At 50.5% G+C, this 14,752-nt stretch carries 12 protein-coding genes; 3 read left to right on the top strand and 9 right to left on the bottom strand.

The annotated features are described in order from the left end of the window. Positions 1 to 158: 158 nt before the first annotated feature. Positions 159 to 599: a DUF1294 domain-containing protein gene (locus E1189_RS19555; protein WP_155162689.1), complete on the top strand. Its 441-nt coding sequence runs from the start codon at positions 159 to 161 to the stop codon at positions 597 to 599. A 21-nt stretch (positions 600 to 620) separates the two neighbouring features. On the opposite strand, the gene truC is transcribed toward E1189_RS19555, so the two are convergent. After that, positions 621 to 1,358, bottom strand: coding sequence for a tRNA pseudouridine(65) synthase TruC (truC, locus tag E1189_RS19550; RefSeq protein ID WP_329602132.1), 738 nt, complete (start codon positions 1,356 to 1,358; stop codon positions 621 to 623). Positions 1,359 to 1,511: 153 nt separating this feature from the next. Here truC and E1189_RS19545 point away from each other — a divergent pair, with 153 nt between their 5' ends. Then, positions 1,512 to 2,183 carry a pseudouridine synthase gene (locus E1189_RS19545; RefSeq protein WP_155162687.1) on the top strand — a complete coding sequence of 224 codons (672 nt, stop codon included), beginning with the start codon at positions 1,512 to 1,514 and terminating at the stop codon, positions 2,181 to 2,183. Between the two features lie 122 nt (positions 2,184 to 2,305). On the opposite strand, the gene E1189_RS19540 is transcribed toward E1189_RS19545, so the two are convergent. The 7 genes from E1189_RS19540 to E1189_RS19510 all read right to left on the bottom strand — a co-directional run bounded on the left by E1189_RS19540 (position 2,306) and on the right by E1189_RS19510 (position 12,757). Next, positions 2,306 to 3,364 (bottom strand): Tim44 domain-containing protein, encoded by a 1,059-nt coding sequence (locus E1189_RS19540; RefSeq protein WP_230460541.1) that lies wholly within the window; start codon positions 3,362 to 3,364, stop codon positions 2,306 to 2,308. Between the two features lie 89 nt (positions 3,365 to 3,453). After that, the gene (gene cueR, locus E1189_RS19535) at positions 3,454 to 3,846 is read right to left on the bottom strand and encodes a Cu(I)-responsive transcriptional regulator (RefSeq protein ID WP_155162684.1); all 393 of its coding nucleotides are present in this window, start codon (positions 3,844 to 3,846) and stop codon (positions 3,454 to 3,456) included. Beyond that, positions 3,843 to 6,092: a heavy metal translocating P-type ATPase gene (locus tag E1189_RS19530; RefSeq protein ID WP_155162682.1), complete on the bottom strand. Its 2,250-nt coding sequence runs from the start codon at positions 6,090 to 6,092 to the stop codon at positions 3,843 to 3,845. The genes cueR and E1189_RS19530 overlap by 4 nt, the downstream gene beginning before the upstream one ends. 149 nt (positions 6,093 to 6,241) lie before the next feature. Beyond that, positions 6,242 to 6,649, bottom strand: coding sequence for an SMI1/KNR4 family protein (locus E1189_RS19525; RefSeq protein ID WP_155162679.1), 408 nt, complete (start codon positions 6,647 to 6,649; stop codon positions 6,242 to 6,244). A gap of 172 nt (positions 6,650 to 6,821) precedes the next feature. Then, the gene (hisA, locus tag E1189_RS19520) at positions 6,822 to 7,574 is read right to left on the bottom strand and encodes a phosphoribosylformimino-5-aminoimidazole carboxamide ribotide isomerase (RefSeq protein ID WP_155162678.1); all 753 of its coding nucleotides are present in this window, start codon (positions 7,572 to 7,574) and stop codon (positions 6,822 to 6,824) included. Positions 7,575 to 7,628: 54 nt separating this feature from the next. Then, positions 7,629 to 11,294, bottom strand: coding sequence for a hypothetical protein (locus E1189_RS19515; protein WP_155162676.1), 3,666 nt, complete (start codon positions 11,292 to 11,294; stop codon positions 7,629 to 7,631). Positions 11,295 to 11,389: 95 nt separating this feature from the next. Continuing rightward, positions 11,390 to 12,757 (bottom strand): class II fumarate hydratase, encoded by a 1,368-nt coding sequence (locus E1189_RS19510; RefSeq protein WP_329602131.1) that lies wholly within the window; start codon positions 12,755 to 12,757, stop codon positions 11,390 to 11,392. 138 nt (positions 12,758 to 12,895) lie between these two features. Between E1189_RS19510 and E1189_RS19505 the strand changes: the two genes are divergently transcribed. Next, complete coding sequence (locus E1189_RS19505) at positions 12,896 to 13,516, top strand: phosphatase PAP2 family protein (RefSeq protein ID WP_155162674.1); 621 nt, start codon at positions 12,896 to 12,898, stop codon at positions 13,514 to 13,516. Between the two features lie 66 nt (positions 13,517 to 13,582). Here the strand turns inward: E1189_RS19505 and tnpC are convergent, their stop codons facing one another. Next, positions 13,583 to 14,620, bottom strand: coding sequence for an IS66 family transposase (tnpC, locus tag E1189_RS19500; RefSeq protein WP_268921667.1), 1,038 nt, complete (start codon positions 14,618 to 14,620; stop codon positions 13,583 to 13,585). Positions 14,621 to 14,752: the final 132 nt, after the last annotated feature.

The raw sequence follows: 14,752 nt of genomic DNA, 5'->3' as shown, positions 1-14,752 counted from the left end.
CTATAAAACCTAGAGGTAGCCACGCAATTGTTTTTCTACACCCATGCATGGCGCAAATAAACGAGTAGTTAGCCCTATCGCTTCACTGAAATGTTACCGATATGCTTTAAATGCGCACATCTGATTAAATCCGGACGATTCAGCAAAGGAGGTGCGATATGACTGCAAGGAAAACTCTCCAGCCCAAAAGCCGAACCTCTCTGCTATTCAGTGTTGTTATGGCTTTTTGTTTTTTCGCCTTTATCTGTTATTCGGTTTGCACAAACCAATATCCCATCGAGATTCTGTATGTAATCTGCATCAACAGTATTATCTCGATTTTGCTATATGCCAAAGACAAGTACGCTGCCTTGCGAGGCAAGTGGCGCATCAGCGAAAAAATACTGCATCTCTTTTCCCTGTTCGGAGGCTGGCCCGGTGCGGTGCTGGCCCAATTGCTGTTTAACCATAAAACAGCAAAGCCTTCATTCCGTAAAACATTTTGGCTGACGGTTTGGGCAAGCTGCGTGTTTATTGCCTGCTCGTTTACGTCTCAAACCACCTACTTTCTGAATGGTTTGATCTACGATGTTGAGCACACGTTGATTGTTTTGAACTAGTAAAAGAAAGCCAACCATAAGCTAAACCAGAAAATCAGACCAGCCAAATTGTACCATCAATTCACTAAACACTGAGTCCAGTGGTGCGGTTATATGCAAGCTCTCACCTGTTACCGGATGCTGAAAACTCATACTTGTGCAGGCCAGCAGCAAGCGCCCAGCATTCAGGTGCTTGGCAAAATAGCGATTGTGGTTCCCTTTTCCATGTTTTGCATCACCGATAATCGGATGGGCGATATGCTTCATATGTCGTCGAACCTGATGCTTGCGGCCGGTTTTAGGCTTCACCTCCACCAGAGAGTAACGACTTTGGGGATAACGATCGATCTGAACCGGCAGCTCCACTGTGGCCAGACGACGATACTCTGATACTGCCTCTTGGGCAGGCTTATCTTTTCTGGCTTTTTTATCCGTTATTTTATCGTGCTTTTCTTTCAGGGCGTGATCAATTAAACCACCTTCAGGGGGCACTCCTCGTACGACTGCCAGATAGGTTTTCTCAACGCCCGTGTCCTGAAATTGCTCCCCCAACTTACGGGCTATCTCGCTGCTGAGTGCAAACACCAGAACGCCAGAGGTGGGTTTATCCAGCCGATGCACCGGGAAAACATGCTGACCCATCTGATCCCGTACAATTTGCATGGCAAAACGGGTTTCATAGCGATCAATCATGGAGCGATGCACCAAAAGCCCTGATGGTTTATTCACCACTACCAGATACTCGTCCTGATACAAAATTTCGAGGGTTTCTTTTTCCACAAGCGGCTCAGTGGACACTTGGCCTGGCGTTACATCACACATAGAAGTCATAAGATTCGATCATAAAACCTCAACAGACCCTAACGGCGGAATAGGTGTTTTGCAATGAGCCACGTATAATCACCGCTCTTTTCCTGCAACACCCAGATTCTCATGTCAGACAGCCCGGAAATACTTCTTTTTAACAAACCATTCATGGTGCTTTGTCAGTTTACAGATAAAGAAGGTCGGGCAACGCTGGCTGATTATATCAAGCGCCCGGGCGTGTACGCGTCCGGGCGCCTGGACAGAGACAGTGAAGGGCTGCTCCTGCTCACTAATAACGGCACCGTTCAGAATAAAATCTCCGACCCCAGGCACAAAATGGAAAAAACCTACTGGGTTCAGGTAGAGGGACTGCCACAGGAGGGTGATCTCGAACAGCTGCGCAAGGGCATAACCTTGAAGGATGGCCCGACCCGCCCAGCCAGGGTACGCCGAATGAATGCCCCTGATATCTGGCCTCGTAATCCCCCGATTCGAGAGAGAGCCAGCATTCCAGACTGTTGGCTGGAGATTAAAATCTCAGAAGGCCGTAACCGACAGGTTCGCCGGATGACAGCAGCCATCGGCTTCCCCACCTTGCGGCTGGTACGCTATGCCATTGGCCCCTGGACAGTTGACAATCTGGCTCCCGGTGAGTGGAAAACCATTCCAGCTCCGGCTGATCTGCTTAAGCGAGTTCCTAAAGGTGCCAGCACAGCCTCCAGCCGCCCTTTACCCGGCCGTCGTGCCGGTTCACAAAAGTCGCAAAGAACACCACGAAAATCGAAAAGCCGCCGTTAAGCTAACCGGCCGGTAAAACACTGCTCCAAGCGGTACCGCGAGCACCATGCTGATGGGGCTTTCAAAAGCCCCGATGCAATTCTTTCTGCAGCGGGGCTTTTGATTGTATAGCGCTTGAGGATTTACTCGGAATATTCAATCCCAACAATCAGCCATGGCGCCCCCTCACGGGCCTGTTCCAAATGCCAGATGTCGGTAATCTTCTCTTCAACCCGCTCCACATTGTCACGGTAACGGCCGCTGAATTTCAGACTCAGTTCAGTCTTACCCATCAGATGATCAGCACGCACCAGCTCCGCATCCACATACATGACTTCTGTATGCTGGTCGCCAGTCAGGGTTGCGCGTTCACGTTTCAGGTGGTCGAACAGGTCGGGGGAAACATAATCCCGAATAGTCTCCAGATCGCCACTGTTCCAGGCCTCTTGAATCGCACGGTAATGGTTACGGGAGCGATTAAGGAAACCGTTCAGATCGAAATCTGCAGGCAGGTTAAACGGTACATCGTTCTCCGAGGCTCCAAACCCATTGCTTTGATGGCTGGCCCCAGGTGATGCTGGTTCAAAACTGCCAAAATCAGCATCCCTGGATGAGCTACTGTCGTTACGGAAGCTCACATCATCCGCCCAGCTGGAACTCTGGGACAGATTGCTCTGGGACATATTGCTCTGGAATGGATTGCTTTGCTGGGATAGCTGCTGACCGCCCTGCCAGGGCGATTGCTGACTCTGATACCCACCATTCATGGCCGAGGCCCTGGGACGATTCATCATCCGGAACAGTTTAAACAGCAGGAAAGCCAGGCCCGCAAAAATCAGGATATCCATAAACTGGATACCGTGGAACGGACCACCGCCCAGCATCGAGCCTATCAAACCGCCCATCAGCATACCACCCAGCAGACCACCCATCATGCCGCCAAGAAAACCTCTTTTACGGGATGGGTTCTGGCTCTTCATGGCACTTTGCGGGTTGGATGTGCTGGCATTATTAAAACCTGTTTGCTGCGATGTGTTTTTCGCAGGCGGCGCTTTAAACAGACTATTCTGGGAAGGCGCTGTACGGAAACTCTTGCCGAAAGACTTACCACCGCCAAACCGTTTGGCGTAAGCATCGTTCGGGGCAAGAGTCATGGTAAAGGCCAGCATAACAGCCAATACCGGAAAAAGTCGTTTCATCATGGGATTTCGTCAGAACTCCTCAAGTCTACGAGAAATTGAACTTGCACCCTAAATCAATGAGGGCGCAAGTCAACTGTTTCAAGTCAGACTTAAGCATCCCTCGCCAGATTATCCAGAATCGGGCAATCCGGCTGATCATTGCCATGGCAGCATGACGCCAGCTCTTTCAGACTATCCCGCATAGTTTGCAACTGAGTAATCTTCTGCTCGATATCATCAATACGGGCCAGGGCCATGGCTTTGACATCGGCACTGCGACGGTCACTCTTCTGGTAGAGCCCCAGCAGCTCACCACACTGATCCAGAGAGAAGCCCAACTCACGGGCATGGCGGAGAAAATTCAGCTGCCGTATATGCTGATCATCATAATCCCGGTAACCGTTTGCTTTGCGATAGGCAGGGCTCATCAGCCCAATGCTTTCGTAATAACGAATCGTTTTCGCCGTAAGCCCGGTGGTTTCTGCCGCTTTGGAAATATTCATGAACGACGTCCTCCTTCTGGCTTGAAAAAGCGCAGTCGGTTCGCGTTGGTTACCACGGTCACAGACGACAGTGCCATCGCAGCGCCCGCCACCATCGGATTCAACAACATACCGATAAACGGATACAGCACACCTGCCGCCACAGGAATACCCAGCGAGTTGTACAGGAACGCACCAAACAGGTTCTGGCGGATATTTTTCAAAGTCGCCTTGGACAGCTCAACCGCATCGGCCAAACCGTGGAGGGACGAGCGCATCAAGGTGATATCTGCCGTTTCAATGGCCACATCAGCACCTGCGCCAATCGCCAGACCAACATTGGCACGGGCCAGTGCAGGCGCATCGTTAATGCCATCACCGGTCATACCAACAATTTCACCTTTTTCCTGCAACTCACGCACATAACGCTCTTTATCTTCCGGCAGCACCTGGGCATGGAAAGTATCGATACCAGTTTTCTCAGCCACCAGTTTGGCAGTTTTTGGGGTATCACCGGTGAGCATGACTACTTTCAGGCCGAGCTTATGCAGTCGGTCAATGGCGTCGGCAGAGTCTTCCCGTACAGAATCAGTAATCGCCAGCAGGCCGGCAAGTATGTTATCTACAGCCAGATAAACGACAGTCTGTCCTTCCGTTTCCAGTTCGGAAGCTTTAGTGGCCAAAGAAGAAAGCTCAACCTGATGGGATGACATCAGTCGTTCATTACCAAGAAGGATCTGCTGCCCTTCCACAGTGCCCTGAACCCCCATGCCGGTGATAGAAGAAAAGTCTGCAACGGCAGGCAGAACCAGTGCCTGATTTTGTGCAGCATTAACCACAGATTCTGCCAGAGGGTGGCCAGAACCGGCTTCTACAGCCGCAGCCAGCGTAAGTACGCGCTTACTATCAAAGCCATCAGTCGTCTCAACAGTGGTCACGGTGGGCCGGCCTTCGGTGATAGTGCCGGTTTTATCCAGAACAACAGTGGTCAGAGTGCTTGCCGTTTGCAGCGCTTCACCTTTACGCACCAGCATACCCAGCTCGGCAGCCTTGCCGACACCCACTATGACAGACATGGGCGTAGCCAGACCCAGCGCACAGGGGCAGGCGATAATCAGCACTGTCACCAGCACAACAAGAGAGTGAGTCAGCGCAGGTGCGGGGCCAACGGTAAACCACACCGCAGCGGCCAGCAGTGCAATCACAATCACTGTTGGAACAAAGATGGAAGCAACTTTGTCTGCCAGTTGTGCGATAGGCATTTTGGAGTTTTGCGCCTGCTTAACCAGAGCAATAATCTTTGCCAGCGCAGTATCACTTCCCACCTTTTCCGCTTTGGCCAGAATAGAACCATTGCCGTTTAAGGTACCGGCACTGATTGTGTCACCGACAACCTTTTGAACCCGAACAGGCTCGCCGGTGAGCATGGATTCATCCATCAGCGTTTCGCCACCGGTCACTACAGCATCAACGGGAATACTGTCGCCCGGGCGGATGCGGATGATATCGCCAACCTTTATCGTCTCAACCGGTACATCCTTTTCACCCTCAGCAGTCACCAGTCGTGCAACCGGAGCCTGCAGGTTAAGAAGACGTTTAATAGTATTACTGGTTTTTCCTTTAGCTCGCAGCTCAAGCATCTGGCCAAAGTTAATCAGACCGATAATCATCGCAGAGGCTTCAAAGTACACATGGCGAGCCGCTTCTGGCAAAGCTTCGGGGATAAGCACAACGACCATGGAGAAGAGCCATGCGGCGCCGGTTCCCAGTGCCACCAGAGAATCCATAGAAGCACTGCTGTTTTTCAGGGATACCCAGAAACCACGGAAGAAGTGGCCACCGCTGATCACCAGCACTGCTAGCGTCAGAAGGCCCACCAGCCCCCAGTACATCTGGCTGATGCCCGGGCTTACGGTCATATCGCCGCCAGTCATCTCGTAGGCCATCAGCGGAACACTGAGGCCGAGGGCTAAGAGAGTGTGTTTCTTTCGCCGTACCAGTTCCTGTTTGTCTCTCAGTTCCTGTTTGCGTGTGTTTTCCGCCTCGCTTTCTACCAGAGAGACGTCAAAACCGATACCGGCAACAGCCGCCAGTACAGCATCAGACTCTGCTGTTCCGTATACTCGGGCGGTTTTCTCTGCAAGATTGACCGCACAAGAGGATACTCCGACTACAGCGTTAAGGGCTTTTTCGATTTTTCCAACGCACCCTGCACAGGATATACCGGGCAGAGACAAAGTCAGAAATGAGTCATTTAAAGTGCTCATAATCACAACATCCTACAAGATTATGAGATCAAGATAACTCTTACCCTAACTGGAAGGTCAATGTTTGCACACTCAAGATTTCCCGAAACAACCGCCAGGGCTGCGATTTCCCACATACGACAGGGTTCGTAAAAGCTGACGTTTAAAAATCAGCTTTCCAGCCATACATCTCTGGCCCAGTGCCAGATAGAAGGCCATTCTTCGTCAGTCATATCCTCATCCTCTCGATTCCAGAAACGAACATTTCCATCCTGCTCTATACAGTAAAAACCGTCTGGCACCTCACAAATCGCGATCATTTCCCGGGGCATGCCCAGATCCCACGCCAGCGCTGTTACCTCTGGCAGGTAAGTGTGGGAATGCTCATCAATAGCCGTGGCAGGCTCCAGCGAGCCGCAGATCACATCACTCACTTCCTTGAGAAAGATTTTGTACTCATCGGGCAGGTGAATCAGAATTTGCTCCTGAACAATCACCAGATCATCGTCGTCTGGCAGCTCAAGAGGTGCGGGGACGTCTTCATTACGCTCCCGCAAAAGTTCAATTACATCTTCCATTTCTCATTCCAGATCAGATTCTTGAGTGAACTTAAGTACCCGGGCCATTGTTTTCGCATAATGATGGCGAGCGGAAAAAGACACTGCCAGAATATATGAAATCAATGGTGTGGGTACTTATTCTACCTTGAATTGACAGGTCCGGTATTCGATTCATCACAGTAATGAAGAATTACTGGCAGGCTTGTACAACACTCCTGTAAGAAAGGGGGCCACCAAAAATATCCAGGGCACTGCCAATGGTAATGTGAACACGGCTACAGCCGGCAGAGCGCACAGCTTCAACATCTTCAAGCGTGGCAATGCCACCAGCGTAGGTGACCGGAATTGGCGAAGAGTCTGCTAACAATCGAACCAGCTTCAGATCTGGTCCGGCCATTAAACCTTCCACAGAGGCAGCATGCACCAGAAACTCATCACAGTAGCTGGCAAGCTGGTTCAGCGTCTCCTGAGAAATCACGGTATCGGTAAACGTCTGCCAGCGGTCGGTAACAATAAAATACTGCCCGTCATGGGCTTTGCAGGAGAGATCGAGCACCAGACGCTCTTTACCGGTGACAGCCACCAGCTTTTCCAGGTTAGCGAAATTTATACGACCATCCCGGAATACATAGGAAGTCACAATCACGTGTGAAGCGCCCATATCAAGATGGTCCATGGCGTTCTCTGCCGTGATTCCACCACCTATCTGCAGCCCTTCAGACCAACCGGCAAGAGCCTCCTGAGCAGCCATCTCATTACCCGGCCCCAACTTGATGATGTGGCCGCCCCGCAGGCTGTCCTGCCGGTACATCTGTACAAAGTACGCTGGAGAGTGTTCGCTCTCAAAGTTCACCTGAGCAGAGTTATTTTCATCCGTAAGGGAGCTGCCGACAATCTGTTTCACCTTGCCATGGTGCAGATCTATACAGGGTCGAAACTGCATTCTTATACCTTTTATTGTGCGAATAGAGCGCGAGCAACCACGTAGCGAACATTATTATAAACCAGCTTCCGCATCAAAATGAGACAGCTCTTCCAATACTGCATTCTCTTGAACAACTCGGTTAACAGCACCCAGCAATGATGTCACCTTGCCTTCTACCTTGGTAAGCGTACTTGAGGTTTTATTGATCGCCGCCCGATTCTCTTTGCCTTGCGCCTTGGCCTCTTCACTCAGGGGCTTGGCTGGCGGGTTAAGTTCGAACAGCTGTCCACGTAACTCAATAATACGTTTCAAACTGGCAGCCACTCCCATCACCGTGTCCACCTCTGTTTTAATATCACCACAATCTTTGCGCACCATGAGCACAACCCCGGAGTCAATATCCTTGCTGAAATTCGGTGGCAGCTCCGCCACTTTTTGCAGAGCCTCTGTACACGACATCAGATGTCCATCCAGGCTGGGCAGCAGCAATGAGGCGGTATGTATATGTTTCATGACCCTTTCATACTGATCATGGGGCGGATATTGATGAGGCGGTGTAGCAATCGCCTGCTCCAGAGCTTCCCTATAAGCCACACAATCTTTTTTCATACCAGAAAGGGGATGCAATGCCCTTCGCAGTAACACAATAGCGGCATCAGCTTTGGTGAGCTGTCCCCGGTGAACATACTCTTCATGCCCCTGCTCACCAGTCTTGCTGCCACTGTACTTCTTGATCAGGGCCTTGACCTTTTCCATTGCAGCTCTAGGATTACCAGCCACCATGTCGTCCACAGGTTTGAAGACTTTTTCCAGGGGTGAAAGCTCTTCCACAGGCTCTGGGCATTTGGGGTTTGCAGGCTTCCAGGCATCAGATGTGCGGGGGGTGAAAGAGGGCGCAGCCTGCTGCTTGATCTTGCGCGGTGCAGGCCTCATGGTTTCTATATCCTTAATAGCGAATGCATGAGCCGTGTCCTGCTCATCCTTAGCCTTGGCATCCTGGGCTTGTAAAGTCGCTTCTACCTCCCGCAATTTAGGCAGTTCCTTACCAATCAGGCTATACAGGTTGTTACTTCTGGTCACAGCCTTCCCATGTTGCCGGGCGTTGAAACTCGTCCATACAAACCAGTACTTCCCTAACCAGCCATAATTTAAGGAATGGGAAATCGCCTGCAGAGTTGCCACGCTTTTTCTCTGCACAGCCTCACTGCTGCCCTCTTTATTAAGAGCAACCGCGCTTTTGACACAAAGCTGCATACACTCCCGAAACACACTGAAAACATGGGATCTTATATCTTCCCTGTCGAATGCTGGTCGAACCTCATCTAATCGCTCTAAAACCCTCTCAGGCTCACCTTCACACCACTGCTCAAGCAAAAATGCGGTCAATAGCCGCCCTTCATTGACTCTATGCCATTTGGCGAGCTCTGCCTCTGGTTGTCTTGCATATGTAGGCATTTCATAGCGCAAGGCTATATCCCGGGAGTTGTACAAAGGCGTCGATTTCACCTTTTCAATAACACTTGTCCACAGATTGTTCCAGCGGGCAGTACAAGACTCACCATCCGCTGTTTTTTCTGAGCTTCGGGGCTTGTTCTCTTTGATTGCCTCCAGTAGGTTCACGGCCTCACTCAAGCCTTCCAGACAGCTTTTGCTCACCTCTCTCAGTAAAGGCATAACTTCTTTAACTTCGACGCCTTCCCCTTTTTTACGCAGAGAAGTCGCCAGGTAGAAAGAGACTACAGCCTGAGAGAAATAGGCATCAAGCAGAGACTCAATAATATGCAGCATCTCTGCTTTGGCTTTTTCTTCTTTACCCACACAGTAAGCCTGCTGATACTGGACACAGGCTTTCGTCATTTCGTCTCGCTGAGTTGTCACACCAAAGGCGTAGTGACGGCAAAAGTCCTGAAGGTGTTTGTGCATTTCCAGCACATATTGAAATTGCCTGTAAGTGCCCAGCTGCAGAACCCAGCGCTCTGCCGGGTTTTCATCAAGATACATTTGGTACTGGCAGTTCAGCTCAAAGGCCTGTTGGCGCCAGGTTGATTTTGGCTTTTTTCTACGTGCTCCGGCATGCGGTGCGCCTTCCTTAAAGAGCTGTGCCATGGTTTCAGCTGCTGGCTGTCGCTTCCCTTTACTCTGATGACAGATCTGGGCTGAGAGCGCCCATGCCTTTTGGCTCAAACCCTGAAGCTGGGAAAAATCCTGTTTCTTGACGTAACTCTGCGCTTTATCCTGGTCTATGTGCTTTGTGACCTGCCATTCTCTGGTTCTACTCAACGCATTGCGCTGGCAGGCGATAACTGATGAGGGATCCGGATGTTGAGTTGGGTAGGGAGCGGCTTCCGGTTTCCAATAACGTCCTTCCACAGGCTCTGACAGAAAAAGTGGCTTCTTCGGCTTTCGTAATACGTCTTCAGTCGTTTTTTTCTTATAAGCAGGCAGTTTGTTTTTCAGTAACTGGATAGCCCCATTCAGCTTTACCCCCCAGTCTGCTGCTTCTGAGAGCCTTACAATGGCCTTTATAACGGGTACACCATGATCTGGATGAAGTTGCCTTCGTACCTCAGCAATGTAACGGGCAATCATACGGCAACAAGCGTCTGTAATCTGTTCTCTTCCATCGGCGGAAAAGTGCTGCTGATTATTATTTATCCAGTACAAAAGAGGGATTGCCCGCTCCAATGGCTCAAACTCTGCTATTAATTGCAGTCGCGCAGACAGATGCACACACCTTTGGGCAATATTGTCATCGGAGTCTTTTTTCAGGAGGTTTGTGAGTGTGTCGTAATCCACTTCAGCCAACAGATTCTTACACCACTCTTCTGAAAAGAGCTGGGTAAGTGCCGGCCTGAATCGTTCCAACCCTCCTCTCTGTTTCAAGTGGCTGAAACACTGAGCGAAGAAGGATAATGTCACACCAATATTTTCATTGTGATACCCCTGTCGCTTATCCCGAGCCTCTTTAGGTAATGATGCAGATATTGATCGGGTCAGGTGAGATAAGCTCAACAAACACCCCAAATATTCCTCCAGCGAACTACCCAGGACGGCCTGCCCCACATCCGTTTGGCTGGCAGCGTTGGCCGATAAAGGAGCACCCGTTCCCTGCAGTACAAAAGCACCCACAATAAACTGGTTAAAAAAGTGACTATGGGGAAGTTGAGACACTCTGCGATCCAGCACCATCGCAATTTCCAGGTGCATGTGCAGGTATTGCTGCTGGGAAGGGGTTTCCAGTGTGGGCTTCGCAAGCCACTGCCGCTCGTCAGGGTATGTGTCCAGATACTTACAATACTTTCGCATCAGTTGGAAAGATTCGATCCAAATGGCCATAACATCTGTCATTTGGCGCTGCTTTTCTTCCAGGGGCAGCAAAGGTAAAAGATCAGGGTCCTTCACTTCATTAGCCCGTTTCTCAAGCTTACAAACCTCGCTGGCTATCGCCTCCAGCCCACGGTCATGGCAAATGCCGGGAATGTAAACCTGCATATTCAACGGCTCTGGCTGCTGAGGCTGCGCTGTGGCTGACGACGACACATCAGCAGCAATGTGCTTTGAGGTGGCCGACGGGCTGCTCTGCTCCGATACCGGTGGAACCTGTTTCCCGATAGCACCAACCAGTGCCGGGCTATTTTTTCCTGATACTTTTGCCGTTGCTTTGGCTTTTTCGGTACCCTCTACTGAAGATGGGCGATCGCCAGGGGATGGCGAAGTTCTCGATGTCAGGCTGTCCATTCTTACTCCATCAATTTTCATCCGCTAATGGAAGAGAGACTTTAACAACCCTTATCGTTCCCAAGCCGGCCAATAAGAACCTGACAAACCTGTTATTAATGGGTCAGCTTTGCAGGATCAAGAAGCGCCTCCAACTGATCTCGGGAAAGCTCTGTATTCTCCAGTGCCACCTCCAGCACCGGCCTGCCCTCTTTATAAGCCTGTTTAGCTATCTCTGCAGCTTTGAGATAACCAATAATCGGGTTGAGTGCCGTGACAAGAACAGGATTGCGGGCAAGAGCATGCTTCAGATTATCCTCATTCACCTTGAAGGAACGGATAGCCTTATCAGCCAGTAAGGGGCAGATATTGGCAAGCAGGTGAATGCTCTCCAAAAGGTTACGGGCTACCACCGGCAACATCACATTCAACTCAAAGTTACCGGCCTGACCCGCGATAGTGATAGTTGTGTCATTGCCAATCACCTGGGCAGCTACCATGGCTGTTGCCTCAGGAATAACCGGGTTCACCTTTCCTGGCATAATGGAAGAACCAGGCTGTAAAGCTTCCAGTTCGATCTCTCCCAACCCGGACAGTGGCCCTGAGTTCATCCAGCGCAAGTCGTTGGCAATTTTCATCAGGGAAACAGCTGTGGTTTTCAATGCGCCTGATACAGAAACAGCAATGTCCTGCGTGCCAATATGGGTAAACAGGTTAGAGGCGGGGGTGAAGGTTAAACCGGAAACTGTATTCAACTCCTCACAAAACACTGTGGAAAAATCAGGATGTGCGTTAACTCCGGTGCCTACTGCAGTCCCCCCCTGGGCCAGGCTTTGCAGAGTGGGCTGCAAGGCTTCCAGCGCGACTCTGTTCTGATCAATCTGCGTGGCCCAACTGAGCAAACTCTGCTCGAGACGAACAGGCATGGCATCCATTAAATGAGTGCGTCCGGTTTTTACATACCCTTTCAGGGTGGCGGCTTTGGTTTTTATCACTGTTGATAAATACTCCATTGCTGGCAGCAAGCGCTGATGCAACTCCAAAGCCGCGCTGATATGAATGGTACTGGGAATGGAATCGTTACTGCTCTGACCATAATTCACATGGTCATTGGGGCTGATAGTTTCACTGGTGGTTTTGCTCGCCAGTGTTGCCAGTACTTCATTAGCATTCATATTGGAGCTGGTGCCGGAGCCGGTTTGAAAAACATCCACTGGAAAATGCACCATGAAATCGGGTGCGTTCAGTAGTGAATCCACGGCCTCAACAATAGCCTGCCCCTGTGCCTCGGAAATTTGCTCTAACCTGCTGTTAGCGAGAGCAGCGGCTTTTTTCACTATGAGCAGCGAACGAATAAAGGCAGTCGGCAGAGGTTGCCCACTTACCGGAAAGTTATTCACCGCCCTTTGGGTTTGTGCACCGTAGAGGGCATCCACTGGTACTTCCAGCTCCCCCATGCTGTCGCACTCTATACGTGTTGCCACAACCCTTCCTCTTTTGATGAAACTCACAGTGACAAGCTTAGGTGCTCAAGAGGAATTTGAGAGGAGGTATTCGTATTGTCCCGCTGAGCCACCTCCCCTAACCTGCTTTTCCTTTTCAAACAGCCCACACAACAGCTTATGAGTGCCATCGTTAATTCTCTGTTAAATGTTGATGTTCAGCTTCTTCATATCTTGAACACTGTGCGCCTGCCGGCTCTGGATGGCGCATTGCACTTTTTCACCAACACGGCCTATTTATCCAGTGCATTGTGTATGGCGATTATTGGTTTACGGGCCCTGGTAAAACGTTCCAGAGCTCTTCAGTACAAAGCTGCACTTCTATTTGTAGGCGTAGGAGCCTCTGCAGTCATCGCACTGCTGGTAAAACATGGGCTGCACCGTGCACGCCCGTTTGTGACGTACCCGGACTTAATCACTCAATTGGCAGATGCCAGCCGACTGTCATTCCCTTCTGGACACACAACCGTCGCTTTTGCTACTGCTTTTATGGTTGCAACACTCTATCGAACAAAACCATTAACCGCTGTCGTTTTTATCTGGGCACTGGTGGTTGGCTATTCACGCATGGCTTTGGGAGTACATTATCCGAGTGATGTGTTTGCTGGAGTTACGATAAGCGGATTTGCCTGCACAATAGTTCTTCGATTTGGCAGGGCGCCAGTGACGTATATTCTGGAGCAGATTCACCGTATTACGGGAGGTGTCCTTATAGCAACACAGGAACAAATAAACACCTGACAAAAATTGTAAGTATTCCGTGAACCCATAGCTCCCCCGCCACCGGCTGTTGGCCATTAGCGTATATTATTTAGTGTCTTGATTATCTGGAGGAGGTTGCTTTGCACCACTTGGAGGATTGTGATTCCTCAATGATTCAAGACGCTCATCCGTCATTAGCCATGGGAGCCAGTCGGCCAGGTCATTGGGGGCTTCTCTATCATTCTTTGCACAGGCCTGCAGGTATTCACTCAGCCAGAACCAGGGGTTGATGTCCCACAGATTCAGGGTCATGAACACGGAGAACAACCAGGCCGTAAGCTCTCCGCTCCAGTCACTGCCTGCACCATAGAAGTTTTTTCGCCCGACAACCGGTGAACGAAGCGACTGTTCAGCGGCATTATTATCCATCGGTACTTCTGGGTATGCGGCAAACAGACACAGGCCTTCCCAATGATTCTGAAGACTGGTGAGCACCTTCTGACACTGTTTCTTCAGCTTGGGCCGGGCCAGCTCTTCATCGCGCCATTTCGCCATGTTGCTCAGATGGCCTTTCAGAGCATTGTCGTGTTTTGAGAATTCCTCATTGTCATTAAGACAGCCCAGTCGTTGATGATTCAGATGGTACAGTCTGCCTATCCGTCTGACCCACGTAGCACTCCATGTTTTGATCCCATCTGTGCCTCGTTCCGCATTGATAAAGTCTCTGCGGACATGGCTCCAACAGAAGGCAAGAAACACATCCTGATTTTCACGAGCCAGACATTTGTAGGCGCTATAGCGGTCACAGACAAGCACGCCATTACTCTCAGATAACAAACCTTTGGGGACACTTGCTGAACGGTTGTCATCCACACTGTAGTAAGCGGCCGTACTGGACAGAAAGACCCACAGCCAGTGTTTTGCCGCTCCTTTTTCGTCACTCCAGACCATCCAGCGGGTTTCATCAGCATGCCATTGGTTTGCACGAGAAACTCGTTCCCGGATCGCTTCAACAACCGGTTCAAACAGAGGTTTGATGACTTTCAGTCCACCCGTGACCGTGCCCTGTGCCAGCGGAAGTCCTCGCAGGCAAAAGTCCTGCAACTGGCGGGCAACAGGAACACCAAAGGCATATTTGTGCAGCAGTATTTGGGGTCACGCCATAGAAAGGAAAAAATCGTACGCTAAGAGGCTTTAGCCCTTGTTAGCCGTAGGATGTAGAGGGGGGCTTCATGTGCCCCCGAACCATTTTTGTCAGGCTTCCGTAACTTCACG

Source organism: Parendozoicomonas verongulae (assembly GCF_009711465.1).
GTDB lineage: Bacteria > Pseudomonadota > Gammaproteobacteria > Pseudomonadales > Endozoicomonadaceae > Sansalvadorimonas > Sansalvadorimonas verongulae.
The sequence above is the reverse complement of the archived record's forward strand: the minus strand, read 5'-3'. Positions and strand labels throughout refer to the sequence as shown.